Genomic DNA, 18,872 nt, shown 5'->3' with positions numbered 1-18,872 from the left:
CATAAAACGGATGTCCACGAAACGCTGGGCGTCCCTCGTTTGAAAAACGACGTCCTCGCGTTTCGCGGCCATCCGCCATTTACATATTCTTCTGTTCCATTCTTCGATTCAGGATACGCGGAAAATTGATGTAAAAGAGCGCGCCTGCCGTGATCGCGGAAAGCGTGTCCGCAATCGGTTCCGCAGTGTAAACGCCGGTCACTCCCATGAAGCGCGGCAGGATCATCGCCAACGGAATCAGCAGGATGATCTTGCGCAGCACCGCCAAAAACAGCGAGACGCGCGCCTGTCCGAGCGAAAGGAAGGCAGCCTGACAGGCATTCTGAATGCCGAAGATACCGATTCCCAGCATATAGATGCGCATACCGCGCACCGTCAGTTCGATCAACTGCGGGTCAGAGGTAAACATGCGTATGAATGCGCGCGGAAAGCAGATGGTGAGTAGCGTCGCCGCGTGGGTAATGCACAGGGTGCTTACGAGCAGCAGCTTGAACGTGCGGCGCACGCGATCCATCTTGCAGGCGCCGTAATTAAAGCTCATGAGCGGCTGCATGCCGTTCGTGTAGCCGCTTACAGGCGTAGAAAAGAGCTGGCACACGCTGATGATGATCGTCATCGTGCCTACGTACAGGTCGCCGCCGTATTGCAGCATGCCGCGGTTAAGCGTGATCTGTACCAGGCTCTCTGTGGACTGCATGATGAAAGGCGAAACGCCCAGCGAGGCGATGGCCGCGACGCGCCGCAAATCAGGTCGAAGCTTTGTGGGACGAATGCGAATCTGGCTCTTCGCGCTTGCGAGAAACATCGTCACCCATAGGCAGGAGGCAGCTTGGGAGATCACCGTCGCCAGCGCCGCGCCCTTTACGCCCATGCCGAGTCCGAAGATGAGCAACGGGTCCAGCACGATATTGAGCACCGCGCCGATCATGACCGAAAGCATGGCCGTCGCGGCATACCCCTGCGCGCTGATAAAGGGATTGAGACCGAGCGCCAGTTGCACGAACAGCGTGCCGTACAGATAGATCGTAAGGTAATCCTGTGCGTAGCCGATGGTTTGCTCGCTGGCGGCAAACGCGATCAGAAGCGGGCGCATGAAGGCGAAGAAAAAGGCCATGAGCAAGGCGGAGAGCACGAGCAGCATCACCACGCCCGTCCCCAGAATGCTTTCAGCGCCCTCACGGTCGCCTTCGCCCAGTTTGATGGAGGCCAGCGGCGCGCCGCCGAAGCCCACAAAAGCGCTGAACGCAGAGATGATCATGATGACCGGAAAGGTCACGCCCACACCCGTCAGCGCCGCGCTGCCGACGCCCGGAATGTTTCCAATGTAGATACGATCGACCAGGTTGTAAAGAACGTTGATGACCTGCGCCATGATCGCCGGAAGCGCCAGACGCAGCATGAGCTTTCCGATGCTGCCTTCTCCCAGGTTGAGTGTGCGTTTCGTGTCTTTCTTCGCATGGTTCATGTCAGACTTTCCTCTTGCAGGCTTCGTATGCCCGCGCTTCTTCTTTCTATTTCTGCCGCTGCCTGCACGGCGATTTTTATTCCTTTTCGTCGTTTTGAGCAATCAGCCGCTCGCAGTCCTGCGGCGGATAGGCGAGCAGAGCACCGAAGCGCAGGGCGATTTCCCGGCGCGCCTTGCCCGCGTAGGCTCCGTCATCCAAAAGCGCGCGCTTGTCCGCCTTAATGCGCCGGTAAGCCAAAAGCACCGCATCTTCCCGGTAAAAGAGAATGCCATATTTCCCCCGATTCATCGAAACGGGAAACAGGTCGCTCAAAAGCGGGTCGTCCTCCACGACGTACCTTGTGCCGTATTGGGCACAAATCTGATCGCAGAATGACAGATACCGATCCCGCTCCTGCGGCGTGTCACACGGATGGGCAAGCGCCAGCGGTTTGAGGCCCGCGTGCACCATCTCGTTGAAACAGTCTATAACTCCGCAGCGGTACGAATACAGGTCGATCTTTTCCATGTCTCTCACCCCTTGGACGTGTCGGTTTCCGCCTGTGCCGCCAGCTTGGAATAGGCGCAGCCGCAGTAATTTTGACGGTAAAGGCCGTACTGCTCCGAGAGCGCGATCGAGCGCTTAAATCCGTCCCGCTTTTTAAAATCTGAGCAAAGGTAACGTACCCCATACGTCTGCTCCAGTTTCAATCCGATCGCATTGAGCAGCGCCGCATTCTTGTGCGGACTGATGCTCAGCGTCGTGGTGAAGTAATCCGCGTGCAAATCCCTCGCGGCCAGCGCCGCTTCCGTGAGCCGAAGCCGAAAACAGCGTTCGCAGCGCGCTCCGCCCTCCGGCTCAGCCTCCAACCCACGGGCGATTTCCCGGAATCGCTCCGGCTCATACGCTCCTTCCACGACCTGAACCGTATTCGTCAAACCCATCTCCCGAACGAGCCGGCGCACTTCGCCTAACCGGCGCCCGTATTCCTCCGCCGGGGCGATATTGGGATTATAGTATAGGAGCCTGATGTCAAAGTAAGGTGACAGGTATTCCAGCACATAACTGCTGCACGGCGCGCAGCAGGCGTGCAGCAACAAAAGGGGACGCCTTCCGTTCAAGGAACGCAGCGTCTCCTCCAATTTTCTCTGATAATTCACGACCATTCGGTGTATTCCCCGTTTCACCAGTAAAATTCTTTTCCTAATATTATACCATAAATCTTGCAGATAAGAAAGGCGATAAATTGTCCCTCAGTCCAAATACTGTAGGAGTACAATACATATTGGACAGTAGAAGAAAAAAAGGATGAAGGATATGGCCTCATCGGTTATAGTTGGAGTTGCGGACAACAACGATACGAGAGGAGGCCACATCCTTCATGAGCAAGAGTATAACACAGGACATGGCATATCGGCAATCCCTGATGAAGTATGCGGAGAAATACGGCGTGAGCCGGGCCAGCCGGAAATACAACAAGAGCCGGTCGTATATCTACTTCTGGAAAGCTCGCTGGGATGGGAGCATGGCCTCCCTAGCCTGCCAGTCCCGGCGTCCCCACAGTCATCCCAACCAGCATACCGAAGCGGAGCTGAAGCTGATCCGGGATATGCGCCGCAGAGATCCCAAACTAGGCATGGTGGAACTGTGGCACCGCTTACGCCGACGAGGATATACCCGCCGCCCGGAGAGCCTCTTCCGTATGATGCGGAAACTGGGGTTATTCCCACAAGTAGAGAAGAAGCCGGCTTATAGGCCCAAGCCTTATGAGCAGATGACCTATCCTGGACAGCGCGTTCAGGTGGATGTGAAGGTGGTGCCTCGCCGCTGTATCTCGGACCCGGAGCTGCGCCTGTTTCAGTACTCCGCCATGGATGAGTTTACCCGACTGCGCTTCCTGGCTGCTTACCCTGAGCAGTCTACTTATTCTTCCGCTGATTTTCTCAAAAGGCTGTTCAAGTGGTATGCCCGCCGGAGTATCCGGGTAGAGTGTGTCCAGACCGACAACGGCTTTGAATTCACCAACCGCTTTTCCAACAGCAAACGCAATCAGGTAACTCTGTTTGAGAAAACGGCTGCTGATTTGGGAATCCGGCATAAGCTCATAAAACTATACACACCTCGCCACAACGGTAAGGTTGAACGCAGTCACAGAGAAGACCAAAAGCTATTCTACAATACCCACTCTTTCTTCTCGCTCGATGACTTTGGTGGGCAGCTAGCTGCCCACCAAGCTCGCACCAACAACAGACCGATGCGCCCTCTCCTTTGGGTTTCGCCTAGAGAGTTCCTTCTTGCTTTCACTGTCCAAGATGTTTGACAAACCTACAATAAATTGTCCCTCAGTCCAAATACAGAAGCTCTTCATGCGCGTCCGGCGAGATTCAATTCGGTGTCGCGCCGGTACCGGCGTTGTGGCGCAGCGTGCCCCTATTTCTCGTGTCGCACGCGTGCATTTCGGCGCGCATAGGCTACATCGGGCCCAGGCCAAAGGGAGGGATCGGGATGACGATGTGGGCTACTGTCCTCGAAGTTCGGAATTTCAGCTTATTGGTGCTTGATCGCAGCACCTGTCAGCAGGTGATCGTCTTTGCTCAAAACACGCGGTGTTTTTGCGTCGGCGATTGCGTGCGCATCGAGTATAATGGAATCATGACGCTGAGCATACCGCCTCAAATCACCGCAGACTGCATTTGCCGCGTCTGTTGTTAGACGCCCGGCCCGCCCAAAAGGCAGGCCGTACATCGCGGACTTTCGAGCTTTAACCGCGCATTCCCCCCTCAACTAAAAAAGCCGTCCGGCCTCACCTCGATATAAAAGCTCCGAAAATCCGTTTGCATGGAATACTTCGGAGCTTTATTTAAAGACCTTATTCTATTCTTTTCGCGCAATAAAAATCCGTTCACGCTGCCTATACAGGATACGGATGACATAAAATTTGGACACAAAAAATTCCGAAATCCCACTATTAAGGATTTCGGAATACCCTGTGTCTGCACGCAGATTCTGATACAATTTACGATTTGAGGACGAGGTTGTTCAAGAAGTGTGCAAAGATCGGAGCAATGTTAGTATGGCACATACCCCTTGAACACCCTCTGACTATTTTGCCCCTCCTTCGCATATTCATGAATATTCTTTACATTTCAAGACACGTCAATTCAGTATTTTATGAATAATTATAGATGTAAAGCGCAGAATACAGCTACTTAGAAATAGACCAACATAGAGTTTTCTCTCGTTTCTATGAGATTCTCTCACGCGGGCGCGTTCCTTTTTATAAGAAGAAAAAGTTTTAACGGTATTGCAATCCGAGAATTCCTCTGTCCCCGTCTTACTTAATTCATCCATAAAGGTATTGTTCGATAGGAACTGAAAAAAGGACATTGTGATATAATCTACACTTTTGCCAGTTCTGACAGGAAATTTGCAAAGCATAAAGAGACATAGCCTCACATATCCGTCTATGAGAAAAGCACTACTATCATATCCCACACAAATTAGAGTGGAATATTCCCATGTTTTTTCTTAATAATCATCGCGTTCTTAGAACGCAGTGAATCCAACGCATTGACAATCGCTTTTCTGGTATCCTTCGGTTCGATGATATCGTCAATATAGCCATTTTCAGCTGCAATATATGGATTCAAATAGCGTTTTTCGTATTCTTCAATCAATGCAGCACGGACAGCCTTCGGATCCTCAGCTTCCTTGATTTGCTTTCTATAAAGAATATCCACCGCGCCCTCTGGTCCCATGACAGCAATCTGTGCAATCGGCCAAGCAAATACATAATCCGCACCCATATACTTGCTATTCATCGCAATATAGGCACCGCCAAATGCTTTTCGCATAATAAGCCCAACCTTAGGTACAGTTGCCTCAGAATACGCAAAGAGAATCTTTGCGCCATGTCGAATAATTCCGCCATGCTCCTGTTGTCTTCCTGGCATATAGCCTGGCACATCGACCAGCGATACAAGCGGAATATTAAAGCAGTCACAAAAACGAATAAACCTGGCAATCTTATCACTGGAATCAATATCCAACACACCTGCATTGCAGGATGGCTGATTCGCCACAATGCCTATCGTTTCCCCTTCAATCCTCGAAAAACCGATGACAGCTGTCACACCAAAGTTTTTTTGTACTTCAAAGAACGATCCTTTATCCACAAATGTTTCAATGACCTGATGTACATCATACGCCCGTCTCATGTTGGTCGGTACAATCTCTTCAATCTTGTCACATGTATCAACCGATTCACTCCAGTGAATCGGCGGCTGTTCCTCATTGTTCTGAGGAAGATAAGACAACAGCCTGCGAACGCCTTCCAAACAAGACCGGTCGTCTTCGTACACAAAATGGCTTACGCCAGAAATGCTGGCATGGATTTGTGCGCCACCCAGTTCTTCCGCCGTAATATCTTCAAATGTAGACGCCTTCACCACAACTGGACCAGTAATAAACATTTTGCTGGTCTGTCTCGTCATGAAAACAAAATCACAAATTGCAGGAGAATAACATGCTCCACCTGCGCATGGACCCATAATAACCGCGATTTGTGGAATCACACCCGAGGCTTGCGTATTGCGCATAAAAATGCCGCTGTATCCTGCCAGAGAATTAATTCCCTCTTCAATGCGCGCTCCACCGCTGTCATTAATGGAAATGAACGGGGCCCTTGCTGCAAGCGCCATATCCTGAACATGGCAAATCTTCTTGGAATGCGTCTCCCCAAGCGTTCCACCGTTGACTGTAAAATCCTCAGAACTCGCATAAGCAAGACGACCATTAATCTGACCGTAGCCCACGACAACGCCGTCGCCGGGATAGATTGCAATTCCAGTTCCCGCTTTATCCGGACGCGCTTCGCGATAAACCTCAATTTCCATAAAGGTGCCGGGATCAAATAAGATATCCATCCTCTCCCGCGCCGTCAGCTTGCCGCCTGCATGCTGTCTTTGGATTCGGGCTTCTCCTCCACCTTCCAGCGCCTGAGTCTTTCGCCGCCTCAATTCCTCAATAATGCTCTTATCCCACATATACCGTCAGTTTCTCCCATCCCATGCACATTTGATCTGCTGCACAATCTTTGAAACGCTTAATCCCGACTGGTCAAGCTGATAAGCATATCCTCCCGCTTTGGGGAACGCATCGCAAACGCCTAAGCGCAGAACCGGGATCCCCTTGCCAACAGCGGCTACCTGCTCAGCCACCGCACTGCCCAGACCGCCATAAATGCTGTGTTCTTCGATGGTAACCAGCAATTCATGTGCCCTGGCAGCTGCACAAACCGCCTCTTTGTCCATAGGCTTAATCGTATGCATGTTGATCACCGAACAGGAAATGCCTTCCTCGCCCAGCATCTCCGCTGCTTTTAGCGTATTAGCAACCATGCTTCCCGTTGCAATAATGCCAATGTCTTTTCCTTCTTTAAGCTTCACAGCTTTACCGATACAGAATTCATAATCCTCTTTATAGACAATCGGCATATTCATAGGGCCGGTCATTCGAATATATGTGGGATCCTTTGTGTTGGCTGCCGCCAAAACACATTTTATAATCTCCATACAGTCCGCCGGAGAAAGGATCGTGATGCCTGGCAGCGCGCGCATAAACGCCAGATCTTCAATGCTCATATGTGTCGTTCCCAATATGCCTGCGCCAAATCCGGACGTCAATCCTACCAGCTTGATAGGCAGCCTCATATATGACATGTTCACACGAACCTGATCTGCACAGCGCGTGCTGCAAAAGCTTGCATAGGAATTGGCAAAGGGAATAAAACCTTCCTTAGCCAAGCCTCCTGCCGCACCAACCATGTTCTGTTCCGCAATTCCGAAATTATAGAACTGTTCCGCGTGCTCGTGCTGATAGCGTTCCAAGCCCGAAAAATAGCAAAGATCAGAGGTGAGCATCAGCACATTAAGATTCGTTTTCGCCAGTTCTTCAGCAGCCACACCAAAGGCCCCACTGGGTCCCAGCCGCGACCACATGCGAATATTCTTTGAATTGTACTCAATCATTCTCTTTCTCCACTTCGGTCAGCGCCTGTTCGTACTGTAATTGGGAAAGCCTGTTGTTATGATATTGCTTATTATTCTCTATAAAAGAAACGCCTTTGCCCTTCACTGTCTGCGCCAACACAACAAGCGGCTTTTCCCTCTTGCTGCCAAACGCATCCAAGAGCGCTTCAACGTCATGTCCGTCTGTCACGCATGTTTCCCAGCCAAAGCTTTTCCATTTGCTCTCCATTGCACCCATATCCATGACGTCCTTCGTCCAACCATCATACTGGATATGATTCTCATCTACAATTGCCACGAGCTGATTCAAGCCAAAATGTGCCGCGCTGGCAGCCGATTCCCACACCGATCCTTCGTCGCATTCGCCATCTCCCAAGATGACAAATACGCGTGAATCCTCATTCTGTTTGCGCCTAAGAGCCAAACAGGCGCCAACGCCTAAGGAAAGCCCCTGCCCCAGACTGCCGCTTGCATATTCAATACCCGGCATTCCTGTCAAAGATGGATGAGCAGACAAGTCGCTTCCATCCTGTTTGAACGCATCCAGTTTTTCCCGTTGAATAATCCCAACACCTGCTAGCGCCGGGTACAATGCCAGCGCACCATGTCCCTTGCTCAGAATAACACGATCGCGCTCCTCCATCAGCGGATTGTTTGCCTCATACCGCACAATGCCGCCATAGAGCGCTGCAAGAATCTCTGCAAGGGAAAGGCTTCCGCCTATATGTGCGCCTACATTTCCTGTAGAATACGTCATCTCGATGATATCCTTACGAATCTGCTTCGCAAGCGCTTTACAGCGCTGAACAAGCTGCTGATCTGCCATCATATTCCTCCATCTACCCGGATCGTTTGACCTGTGATATAGCTCGCCATGTCATCAGCAAGAAATGCGATCACATTGGCAATCTCTTCCGGCTTCGCCGGCCTGCCCATGGCTGAACGATGCAAGGTATCTTCCCGCAGCGTCATACTCATCTGGTCGCCCATTTCGGTTCCTACAATTCCCGGAGCAACCGCGTTTACACGAATCTGATAAGGCGCCAATTCGCGCGCCAGATGCTTCGTCGCGCCAGTCATCGCAGCCTTGCTGGCCACATATTCATACTGAGCCGGTGTTCCATCCAAGCCAGCAATAGAGGATACATTGACGATACTTCCGTATTTCTGACGCATCATCAAACGGGCAACATACTGCGTAATCAATGTTGCCGCAAAAAAATTGATGTCCATCACACGATGCATCTTTTCCATTTCTGTCATCGTAAAGCTCGTACTCGTTTCAACGATGCCAGCGATATTCGCCAATACATTAATTGATTTCTTGTCTTTGCGAATCAGATTAACCGCAGCTTTAATCTCAGCTTCACTTGACATATCAAAATACACCGGTTTAATCCAAACGCCACATACGCGCGAAAGCTCTTCCATATCACGTTCAAACGCATCATCCTGTTTTCGCGCGCACGCCCAAACATTTGCACCGTTTTTTGCAAAAACTTCGACGGTAGCTCTGCCAATGCCTCGTCTGGCACCTGTAATGATGGCATTCTTATTCTTTAGATTCATCTGCTGCACCCCAGACCTGTAATCTTGTCATCCGTTAATTGCCTACAGATTCGCCTACGCGTTCCAATACCTCTCTAATCTTCTCAACAGAGTCAAAAAATGCACGGTATTCTTCTGGCATCCAACGGTCACGAATGCGTTGCTGCACACCCATCGCTCCAACAACAGAGGGAACTGAAAGAGAGACTCCTCGCACACCATGTTCGCCCCGCAGTGGAGAGCAAACGGAGGCAATGGTCGGCCTTTGGTTTAAAATGGCATCTGCCAAATAGCATACGCATGTGGCAATTCCGAAATGTGTCCTTCCCTTTGCCCGAATGATTTCTCCGCCCATTTCCCGCGTCTTTCGCGCCATCTGCGCACGAATCTCCTCATCCCATGGCAATCCTGTCGCTTCACAATACTCTGCGATCGGCATTCCTGCAATGCTCACTTGGCTCCACAGTGGCACCTGTCCATCCCCGTGCTCTCCTACAAGAACCCCATTCACTACGCCTGTACTTAAGCCAACATAATCTGCCAGGCATCGAACAAACCGCGACGTGTCCAGTACACAGCCGGAACCAAAGACCATTCCATCTGGCAAATCCATCCATTCTGCCACTTTGTGCGTCAAAATATCTACAGGATTGGAGATTACCATGATCACGCCACGTGTATAGTATTGTTTAATGGAGTCCACGACATTACGCATGATTTTTACGTTTTCATTGGTCATATCCAGGCGCGATTCCCCGGGACGTCGATTTCTGCCCGCAGTGATGATGATCAGATCACAATCTACACAATCTTCGTAATCACCGGCATACAAATCCACTGTACCCATGCTGGGAATTCCATGCCGAATGTCCTGCGCTTCGCCGTCGATTTTTTCATACGCAACATCGATTAATACAATCTCGCGTGCAATATCGCGCAATGCCAGCGCATAGGCAATTGAGGAACCAACATAGCCGGCGCCAACAATCGCTACTTTGCGCGTTCCGCCCATGCGAACCAGTTTTATGTTTTTCATTCCAACCTCACAACGCGCGACAAAACCCGCGCAAGGTCATATCCATCCCAGAACATACCAATATCCATCGCTTTTCCAACCTGGACAATTCGGTCAATTCCGCGGAGATGATTCGTCACTACAAAATCGCGCAATGCTTCTCCATCAAACCCAAAGTACGTAATTGTCTGATACTTTTCAGTGATATACGGAACCAGTTCTTCCAATCCGTCCAAACCGTGCTCATAGAAGTATCCACCTTTTCCGCGAAGACACGTTACGTCCTGCGGCAGAGTTTCTACCTGCATTAGATACAGGAGATTATCCTTCTTTTCGCATCTCATGACACTTTCGGAATGCACTGCATCTTCACACATCTTTGTATATTTTTCTACGCTGACAGCGGGCTGAAGCACGTATTTGCGCTGCGCGGTTTCATATACAGCGTTCCAGAATCTTTCACGAGCCTGCTGGCTGTCGTTCATCCAGAAAATCATCTGCGGACTGGAGCAGGCGTTTTGATCCATCAAATACGTATCATTGTAAAAATTCTCTGCCAGCGAGCGTACTGTCTTGTCATCCGCCTTCAGTACAGCTTCACCATTAAAAAGGCCAAAGGAGTAGCGGTCTGCAAATGCGATATCAATACACCGCGGCTTGCTGGAATAGTGTTTTACCGAAGCAATCGTCCGATCTCCGCCCCAAATCAAACGAACGTCAGCCTGCTCACAAAAGGCTGTGGAAATCTCATCGTCTGCCGGATAGCGAACAAAGGCCGTCCTTTTGGCGATCCCATCATGTCGGCTCAGCGTATCAGAAACACCCTGGCAAACCACCTGTGTCTGGGGAAATACCCGGCTGGGCAGACGCACAATATTTGCACAGCCCGACAACACGCCAAACAAATAGCTGAACGCAAAATTAATTGGGATATTGCCGGGCGCAATGTGAAAGCACAGTCCTCGCCCCAATCGTTGAGCAGCCTCGACGCAGCGCTCCTTTAAGCCTAGAATATTGGCTCGCCGACACCAAAAAGCCAATGCAATAATATCAGGATATTGCCTGCATTCCGGTATCGCCAACAATGTACGAGACAAATCGGAAGTGAACTCAATCGCCTCTTTGCTGTAAGGGGAGAGCGGGGTTCGATCAACCTGTGCTGTGCCCACGATATACTCAACGCTTTTCATAAGTGTCACTGCATCCTCTCAATTCCGCACCCTTGATACGCCCATGTATTTTGAAATACTTGCCCATTCTGCCGCATGGACAATCGTCTTCGCCCAAGATTTCTCCTTCATCCTCTGTCAGAATGGCATGTCCCGGATAACTGATCGGCAGCAGGGAAACCAATTCCATCAAGCCTCTTTCTCTCATGCCTGCCACAGAAAAATCCGCCGGACGCCTGATCACGACATCTGAATAGTTTGAACAGTGCATATGACCATGCTCACATTCAACAAACACAGATCCAAGCTGCTCAGCCATGCCGTAGTAGTTATAAATCGACACATTTCCCCCCAATACAGCATGGAGCCGGTTGTTAAATGTCTCGGTATCTACCGCCTGATCCTTCAGCTTCTTCCAGCCGCCAATATGGAAAAGGATACCCTTTTCAATCGGCAGCGAAACACCTGCTTCCTCCAACGCCCTGACCACATATTGCCAAATCATATATGTGTATCCAAACATCAGAATGGTTTCTCCCTTATGCTTCTCAACATACGCACGAATCTTTTCAATATCGATTTCCATGTTCTCATTGAGCGCATATGTCACATTCCTGCCGAAAGTCGTAAAGCCGATGATTCCGGCGCCGCGCGCAGAAAACATGCTCCGATCCTTTTTCACCATTTCCGTATCCAGAAGAAGAAGGGGCAGTCTTTGCTTGCCAATGTAGGATGTGATGATTTCCGCGAGGACCTTCGTCTGGCGGCGCACGTTCTCTTTGTCAAGAAATATCCTGGAAACCTGTTGGCCCGACGTGCCAGACGAAGTCAGGGTTTTCGCAACATCCTCCCGGTTTACGCTCAGCATATCATAGAGCTTGAACAACCGTACAGGAATATAGGGAATATCCTCAACATGATGGCATTTAGACAAATCAACGCCTATCGTATCCAGTATTCTCGCATAGGATTGGCAATGTTCCCGGTGGTACTCCGTCAGTTCAATGAGTCCCTCGAATAATCTCTTTTCCTTTTCGTCCGATTTCAAACTATACGGGGGGAGTTCATATAATGTATCCAATACCATATTACTCTACCTCTATCAGGAAAATATCCTCGGGCTCTGAAAAAGATGCACCAAGCGAAGCATACAAATTCATCACCGCAGTATTCTTGGTGCTGATTCGGCCGTTGAGCTGCTGATAACCGGACGCCTTACACATAGAGACTGCTTTTGCATACAGAGACACTGCCGCGCCTGTAATACGATAGCGTGCTTCAACAGCTGCCAAATGAACAAACGCTGCTTTGTCCGAAATCTTTCTGAGCGTCAAAAAGCCTATAACGGCTCCTTTGTATTTGCAGATCAGCGTTGTGTCCTTCTCATCGATCCACTGAGCCAGAATACCCGAAGCTTCCTGCAGATCTGGCCGCAGCTTAATATGAAATCGTCTGTCATCCACAAAGCTTGCCTGCGCTATACGCAAGACATCCGCATACTCACCCGTCAATTCAGAAATCTCCATACGCACGAGCTGATCAAAATCAATCTTTGAACGCATCAGATTGATGGATACACCCATTGTACGATCTGCAAGCATAAAACCGCGTCGATACATCTCCACCTCAGTATCTGCAGAGGCAGGCATAATGATCCTTGCATTTGTATAGCCGGACAAATCCCAGTCACAAACCTTGTCCGTTTTAGATTCAAATAGTCGCATCATTTCAATTCCGAATACAAAACCTTTCCCGAATCATTATGAGGAATCTCTTCAATATGGATTGCTGTAAATGCCGCTTTATTCAGGCCGGTTTTTGAACTGATATATCCAACGATTTCCTCAGTCTGTTCGCTGGTCGTATAGATTCTTAGCTTGTCGTCTTCGCCCACACATGCAGTTTCAAATCCCACCTTGCTTAGCAGCTCTTCGATCTCCGTAAGATTCACGCGATTGCCAAATATTTTCAAAAACCTCTTTTTTCGTCCAACAACATAGTAATATCCATCTTTATCGCATTTTCCCATATCTCCGGTTTCCAATCGGCCATGACGCTCATCGCCCTTCGCCAAATCCTCTCGTGATTCAGCATAACCCATTGTTACGTTATCGCCATAGTATACCAGTTCGCCCACTTTTTCCTTCTCAGTAATTACGCTTCCATCAACGTCAATCAGTTCGAATCGGCCCCCCGGAATGGCAATTCCAATGCTTCCTGCCTTCTCTACCGAGTTTTGCGCAGGCACATAGCTCATGCGCGCAGTAGCTTCTGTCGCGCCATACATCACGATCAGCGCTTTCCCCTTCGCCCTCATCCCAACTGCATATTTCTCGTGTAGTTGGGCACCCAATCGGCCACCCGCCTGCGTAATATACCGCAAGGATGGCAAGTCCATTTGAAGAAAACGAAGCCTGTCCAGCATCTGATAAGTATATGGTACGGCACCAAATGTTGTTGCCTGCTTCTCCCGGAAGAACGACCAAAATCCACGATCAAAGAATGACTTTTCTGTAAGAATCAGGCTGGCCCCTGCCATCAGATGAGACTGCACGATAGAAAGCCCATATGTATAACTCATGGGCAACGTAGTAATCGCACGATCATCGCTGCGAATCGCAAGATACTCCACAATCGACTCAGTATTGGACTGAATATTCAGATAGGTTTGACGTACAAACTTCGGGCTGCCTGTGCTTCCAGAAGTCGTCAGCATTACAGCAAGATTATCGTCCATCTTCGGCGCTTCAGCACCCGTGGCAATAAGCTTGTAACCCTCTATCGCAAAAATCCCGTCGTCCTGCATAAAATCATCCGGGCACCAAATATACTGCGGTTGATAACGCTCCTTCAGGGCGTTAAATAGACCGTTATCAATCGCCGCATTCAGCAACACTGGTACGCCTCGCTTTTTTAGGAAACCAATATAACCAGCAACAGAAGCAACGCAATTCTTACAAACTAAGAATACAAATGAACGTTCAGGAATTTCTTCCACAATTTCATTAGCCATCTGATCTAACGCATTGTAGGTCAGCACACTATTTTCCGTATGCACTGCAACGGCTTCGCCCTTTTGTGCCAGCTCATCCCAAAAAAACATTGTGTGTTTGCCTCCTCACACATCAGGTCTCTACGTTGTACTTTTTAAGAAGCTCTTTTCCTTTCTCATAGGAAGAAAAATCAATGATATCATCCGTATCAAACATCATATCAAACGCTTCTTCCAGTTCGGCGATCAAACCCATATGCCCAACGGAATCCCACGCTTCAATACCCTGATAAACCAGAGCAGGAAGCTGCTCGTCGCTTACGTTAAACGCCGTCTTGAAAACCTGATCATACTTCTGCTTGTTATTCATGTTTATTCTCCTTTACGCATTCATCAGGGCGAGAATATCGCCGACAGTTACAAACGTCTTAATCTTTTCGCTGTTGAGTACAACACCAAATTCGTCGTCCATCATGACAATCAACGACAGCTTTGTCAGCGAATCATACTCTTCCACATCCGCAAGGACGGTTTCAGCCGTCAGCGTTCCTTCTTCAACCTCCAGAGTTTCTTCCAGAAGAGCCAGTTTTTCTTGTTCTGTCATTTTTCTTTTCCTCCATAATAAAGTGATGATGGTGTCCAGGATATACCGTTATACTAGAAGGCAAAGCATCTAAAAAAGGTTTCGTGATACTCGCCCACTCAGCCCTATTGCCCCCGGGGAATCTAAGCTCAACCTCCATGCCGGGAATGAGGTTGTCCCCGGAAAAATAAATTGTATCGTCCAGAAAAATACCCATCCCGCCCTTTGAATGCCCCGGCAATTCATATAGTTTAAATATGTGACCCTGCCATTCAAAGCTATAATATTGTTCAAAGATTTCATCTGCCTCTGCCTTGTATGCAGGATCGGAAAGCGGAATGTGATCCAGCGCTATCCAGCTTTGAATCTCGCAGAGCGCGTCGAAATATCGAGCCATGTTTTTTCTGGAATCTCGAATGATTTCTGCACAGGTTCTACTGCACAGAAGCGGGGCATGATACGCTTCTTTCCACGCATTGACACCAGAGATGTGATCATAGTGTTCGTGGGTGATCAAAATCCGATCGATCTTCAGCCCTTCCCCGGCACTTGTATCCGAACAAGGATCAATCACCACAGCATGACCATTCTCTTTGATCAAATACATGTTAGATTGCAGTTTATCGGATACAACTCGCGAAATCTTCATACAAGCATTTCCAAAGTTTTATTGAGCGTCTGCACATTTTCTGCTCGGCAAAGCATAACATCGCTGACCGTCTTTTTGGCAAGCCCTGTCAGCGTTCTGCCTGGGCCGCATTCAATCAGTGTATTCACGCCTGCCGTCCTCATTCCACAAATTGTATCCGTCCAACGAACCGGGCGTACAACCTGTTCCACCAGCAGCTCTGCAATTCCCTCCGAAACTTCTCTGCCAATGGCATTCATATAGATAGGTAGCACCGGAGCAGACAGCTTATAATTCTTCAGCACGTTCTTCAGAATCTCTGCTACCGATTCCATCAGCTTGCAATGCGAAGGAACGCTAACTGCCAAACGCATCGCTCGCATCCCTTTCTCTTCAGCCGCACGCATTGCAGCGTCAATGCCTTCAGCCGTGCCAGCGATAACCGTTTGCAGAGGCGAATTGTAGTTTGCTGGAGCTACATAGTATTCTGTGATTGATGCACAGAGCGCTTCCACGTTTGCAGGCTCTGTACCGATTACCGCTACCATCGCGCCTTTTCCAATCGGAACCGCCGCCTGCATCGCATCGGCACGCTGTTGCACAATCTCAAACGCCTGAGACATATTCAATACCCCAGCAGAAACAAGTGCCGCATATTCACCCAAGGAGAATCCTGCCACACAATCCGGCATAATTCCGTGTTTCTTTAAAATAGCCCCTGCTGCCAGATCTGTCGCCAACACACACGGTTGCGTATTGTGCGTAAGATTAAGCTCTTCCTGGCTTCCTTCAAAGCAAAGCCGGGTAATGGATCTTCCCAACACGTCGTCAGCACATTGGAATACTTCGCGAACGCAGGCATCACGTTCATACAGGTCTTTAAACATGCCTGGATACTGTGCGCCCTGTCCCGAAAATATAAACGCTGTTTTCAACCGTGACTCACCGTTCCTTCTGTGAAATAATCGTCAGTATGCTCTATCGTATAGATATGATCCGTATCAATCGTCACATCAGCACACGCCCACGAAAGTCCGACGCCAAATCCATAGAGGAACACTCGCTTCTCCCCTTGGCCTTTGCCGCCAAAGTGATCACACAGCGTTACAGGTATAGCACATACGCTCGTGTTTCCGTAGCGATCCAACGAAATAGGCATTTTTTCTGCCGGAGCCTTCAATTTTTTCAGCAGATGCTTCAGAATAAACAGATTCGGCTGATGGAATATAAACGCATCGTATGTTTCAGCACTCTGCTTCTGATTGCGCAAAAATTCCAGCGCCAGCCTTGGTACATCTGTCATGGTAAATCCAAAGACATCCATGCCGTTCATAAACAGATCGTAGTCCGAACGCACGTTTCCATCCGCCCACTCCACACGTTCATGAGAAGCTTCCGGATTACGATAACCGCCAGCTGGCACAATGATTGATTTAAACCGGCTTCCATCGGTCTTCATTCCCACGGTAATCTGCGGCGCCTCCTCACATTTTTCAAACAGCGTCGCTGTGCCACCGTCTCCAAACAGCATTCTTGACTTGTCCAGCGGAGAAATCACCTTACTCGTAATGTCACCGTTCAGCAATAGTCCGCGTGTTGCATCGCTGGACTGCAAAACAGAACACATCGTCTGAATCCCATAGACATATCCAGAACACGCCAGATTTGTGTCAAACGCAATACAGTCCGTGGACAATCCCAGGCGCTTATGCAAAACGCAGGCTGTCGGCGGCACCTGATAATCCAAATAAGCAGCCGTAAAAATCAATACGCCGATCGTGCTCGGATCAATGTCCATCTCTTCCATAAGCCGCTTCGCCGCAACAAAAGCCAAATCGGAGGAAGTCTGCTCGGGCAGCGCGTGATAAGACTGCCGTACGCCCGTTGTTTCAATGTTCTTGGATACCGTTTCAGCGCCAAATAGTTCATCATAGTCATGTGCATTGACACATTTGTTTGGAAGCTCTGCAGCTATGCCTGCGATTTTAATGTTAGAAAACTTAGAAGTAATCATTAAGACAGTGCCCCCGCATCATAGATTAGATTTGTACCCGTCATGTATCTGGATGCATCACTCAGCATGAAGCAAATCACCTCTGCAGCATTCTCCACAGGAATCGCTCCAAGATATTGATTACGCATCAATTCTTCATCATTTCCACCCGATTGTTTAAACTCCTGATACATCTCCGTCTCCACCATACCAAATGCAATGGTATTGAGTCGAATGCGCTTAACAGCCAGTTCCTTTGCATAGGGATGAATCAATGCATTCATCGCACCTTTTGCCGCAGCATAAGCTCCCTGCGCCCTATCACCACGAATCGATGCAATCGACGAAATCCCCAGCATGCTGGCTCCCTCATTGTAGCAGCCGCGTTCGGATACACATCGCAGCAGCTCTGCAAAGGCGAAATAGTGAATCCTTGCATTCTCTTCTATAAATTCCGGCTTTGTCATCTTGATTGGACGGTTCTTTCCAATCCCTGCACAATGCACCAACCCGTCAATAGCGCCCTGTTCCTTGGCAATGGCTTTCACCAATGTCCGGATTTCCTCAATCTTGCTGAGATCCTGAATCCAGTACCGGTGATTACCTGGCTGCATCTGTTCCGAACTCTCGCGAAGCCTTTCCTCATTGCGTCCAATCAATGTAACGCGCGCACCCAATTGCGAAGCCAATATACACGTGCTCCTTCCAATGCCGGAGGATGCTCCTGTGATCAGTATATGTTTATCGCTCAGTGTCATGGGGTTTATCATTCTTATCCGGCTCCTTTTTTAACATCACTCTTCAGCATCATACGCCTCGATCATTTTTGCAGGAACTCCAAAGTAGCTTCCCTGTTTACGCGTATTGCGGATTACAACAGATCCGGCTCCAAATTTACATCCGTCCGCTATTTTAATCTTATCGATAAGTGTGCAGCGCATGCCAAAGTAACAGCCCTCACCGATGATCGTGTCTCCTCCTACAATGCAATGCGGCATCATGCTGACATAGTCGTTCAATACCACATCGTGTCCCAAACCGCATTGCATATTGAGAATACAGAACTTTCCAACATGTGTATTGATCGCCAAACTTACGCCATTGCAGAGAATGGAGCCTTCACCGATCGTACAAAGATCTCCAATAATCTCCACATTGGGGTGAATCAGCGTCGCACTGGGGAGCCCGGCTTCCATGCAGGTCTGCGCCAAACGCTTTCTGGTTTTGGGATCGCCGATAGGCACTGTAACATAGGGCTTGGGGTCCATAGCCATCAAGCATTCCAGACCGCCAAGAATCTTGTCTCCTTCAATGGTTTGTCCAGGCTTTGCGCCTTCCTCCACAAACCCCAAAAACCTCCATGTAGGCGTTTGCTCATTAATGATATCTATCAGCGCCTTTATTTCTCTAGCAAACCTTCCTGCCCCAACCAAGACCAAATCTTTCATGATTATGCTCTCCTCGTCATCC

20 protein-coding genes are annotated in these 18,872 nt (G+C 49.1%); 1 reads left to right on the top strand and 19 read right to left on the bottom strand.

What is annotated here, in order from left to right:
• Window positions 1-79 precede the first annotated feature (79 nt).
• The 3 genes from C1725_RS09875 to C1725_RS09865 all read right to left on the bottom strand — a co-directional run bounded on the left by C1725_RS09875 (window position 80) and on the right by C1725_RS09865 (window position 2,611).
• Entirely contained in the window at window positions 80-1,465 is a 1,386-nt protein-coding gene (locus C1725_RS09875; protein ID WP_102411445.1) for an MATE family efflux transporter, read from the bottom strand.
• A gap of 76 nt (window positions 1,466-1,541) precedes the next feature.
• A complete protein-coding gene (locus C1725_RS09870) occupies window positions 1,542-1,973 on the bottom strand; it encodes a hypothetical protein (protein WP_102411444.1) in 432 nt (143 codons plus the stop codon).
• A gap of 5 nt (window positions 1,974-1,978) precedes the next feature.
• Window positions 1,979-2,611, bottom strand: coding sequence for an epoxyqueuosine reductase QueH (locus tag C1725_RS09865; protein ID WP_102411443.1), 633 nt, complete (start codon window positions 2,609-2,611; stop codon window positions 1,979-1,981).
• 215 nt (window positions 2,612-2,826) lie between these two features.
• On the opposite strand from C1725_RS09865, the gene C1725_RS09860 reads away from it, so the two are divergent.
• Entirely contained in the window at window positions 2,827-3,765 is a 939-nt protein-coding gene (locus C1725_RS09860; RefSeq protein ID WP_102411442.1) for a DDE-type integrase/transposase/recombinase, read from the top strand.
• 1,180 nt (window positions 3,766-4,945) lie between these two features.
• Here C1725_RS09860 and C1725_RS09850 read toward each other — a convergent pair.
• The 16 genes from C1725_RS09850 to C1725_RS09775 are packed head-to-tail and all read right to left on the bottom strand — an operon-like array spanning window position 4,946 to window position 18,850.
• Complete coding sequence (locus C1725_RS09850; protein ID WP_102411440.1) at window positions 4,946-6,490, bottom strand: carboxyl transferase domain-containing protein; 1,545 nt, start codon at window positions 6,488-6,490, stop codon at window positions 4,946-4,948.
• Between the two features lie 6 nt (window positions 6,491-6,496).
• Window positions 6,497-7,474, bottom strand: coding sequence for a transketolase C-terminal domain-containing protein (locus C1725_RS09845; RefSeq protein WP_102411439.1), 978 nt, complete (start codon window positions 7,472-7,474; stop codon window positions 6,497-6,499).
• Window positions 7,467-8,300, bottom strand: coding sequence for a 1-deoxy-D-xylulose-5-phosphate synthase N-terminal domain-containing protein (locus tag C1725_RS09840; protein ID WP_102411438.1), 834 nt, complete (start codon window positions 8,298-8,300; stop codon window positions 7,467-7,469). Before C1725_RS09840 ends, C1725_RS09845 begins: the two co-directional genes overlap by 8 nt.
• The gene (locus C1725_RS09835) at window positions 8,300-9,043 is read right to left on the bottom strand and encodes an SDR family oxidoreductase (protein WP_102411437.1); all 744 of its coding nucleotides are present in this window, start codon (window positions 9,041-9,043) and stop codon (window positions 8,300-8,302) included. Before C1725_RS09835 ends, C1725_RS09840 begins: the two co-directional genes overlap by 1 nt.
• A gap of 34 nt (window positions 9,044-9,077) precedes the next feature.
• Window positions 9,078-10,058 carry a lactate/malate family dehydrogenase gene (locus C1725_RS09830; protein WP_102411436.1) on the bottom strand — a complete coding sequence of 327 codons (981 nt, stop codon included), beginning with the start codon at window positions 10,056-10,058 and terminating at the stop codon, window positions 9,078-9,080.
• Window positions 10,055-11,227, bottom strand: a complete 1,173-nt coding sequence (locus C1725_RS09825) for an acyl-CoA reductase (RefSeq protein ID WP_102411435.1) — start codon at window positions 11,225-11,227, stop codon at window positions 10,055-10,057. Before C1725_RS09825 ends, C1725_RS09830 begins: the two co-directional genes overlap by 4 nt.
• A complete protein-coding gene (locus C1725_RS09820) occupies window positions 11,214-12,293 on the bottom strand; it encodes a LuxE/PaaK family acyltransferase (protein ID WP_102411434.1) in 1,080 nt (359 codons plus the stop codon). Before C1725_RS09820 ends, C1725_RS09825 begins: the two co-directional genes overlap by 14 nt.
• A gap of 1 nt (window position 12,294) precedes the next feature.
• Entirely contained in the window at window positions 12,295-12,933 is a 639-nt protein-coding gene (locus C1725_RS09815; protein ID WP_102411433.1) for a GNAT family N-acetyltransferase, read from the bottom strand.
• Entirely contained in the window at window positions 12,930-14,309 is a 1,380-nt protein-coding gene (locus C1725_RS09810) for an AMP-binding protein (RefSeq protein WP_102411432.1), read from the bottom strand. Before C1725_RS09810 ends, C1725_RS09815 begins: the two co-directional genes overlap by 4 nt.
• A 22-nt stretch (window positions 14,310-14,331) precedes the next feature.
• Window positions 14,332-14,568, bottom strand: a complete 237-nt coding sequence (locus C1725_RS09805) for an acyl carrier protein (RefSeq protein ID WP_102411431.1) — start codon at window positions 14,566-14,568, stop codon at window positions 14,332-14,334.
• Between the two features lie 12 nt (window positions 14,569-14,580).
• On the bottom strand, window positions 14,581-14,802 hold the full coding sequence (locus C1725_RS09800) for a phosphopantetheine-binding protein (RefSeq protein ID WP_102411430.1): 222 nt from the start codon (window positions 14,800-14,802) through the stop codon (window positions 14,581-14,583).
• Window positions 14,753-15,430 carry an MBL fold metallo-hydrolase gene (locus C1725_RS09795; RefSeq protein WP_102411429.1) on the bottom strand — a complete coding sequence of 226 codons (678 nt, stop codon included), beginning with the start codon at window positions 15,428-15,430 and terminating at the stop codon, window positions 14,753-14,755. The genes C1725_RS09800 and C1725_RS09795 overlap by 50 nt, the downstream gene beginning before the upstream one ends.
• Entirely contained in the window at window positions 15,427-16,344 is a 918-nt protein-coding gene (gene fabD / locus C1725_RS09790) for an ACP S-malonyltransferase (protein WP_102411428.1), read from the bottom strand. Before fabD ends, C1725_RS09795 begins: the two co-directional genes overlap by 4 nt.
• Window positions 16,341-17,423, bottom strand: a complete 1,083-nt coding sequence (locus C1725_RS09785; protein WP_102411427.1) for a 3-oxoacyl-[acyl-carrier-protein] synthase III C-terminal domain-containing protein — start codon at window positions 17,421-17,423, stop codon at window positions 16,341-16,343. Before C1725_RS09785 ends, fabD begins: the two co-directional genes overlap by 4 nt.
• Complete coding sequence (locus tag C1725_RS09780; RefSeq protein WP_102411426.1) at window positions 17,423-18,172, bottom strand: SDR family oxidoreductase; 750 nt, start codon at window positions 18,170-18,172, stop codon at window positions 17,423-17,425. Before C1725_RS09780 ends, C1725_RS09785 begins: the two co-directional genes overlap by 1 nt.
• A 24-nt stretch (window positions 18,173-18,196) precedes the next feature.
• Window positions 18,197-18,850 carry a NeuD/PglB/VioB family sugar acetyltransferase gene (locus C1725_RS09775; protein ID WP_102411425.1) on the bottom strand — a complete coding sequence of 218 codons (654 nt, stop codon included), beginning with the start codon at window positions 18,848-18,850 and terminating at the stop codon, window positions 18,197-18,199.
• Between the last annotated feature and the right edge of the window lie 22 nt (window positions 18,851-18,872).

The sequence above is a fragment of the Beduinella massiliensis genome, assembly GCF_900199405.1.
In the GTDB taxonomy this organism is placed as follows: domain Bacteria; phylum Bacillota; class Clostridia; order Christensenellales; family Aristaeellaceae; genus Beduinella; species Beduinella massiliensis.
This window is presented reverse-complemented; position numbering and strand designations above follow the sequence as displayed.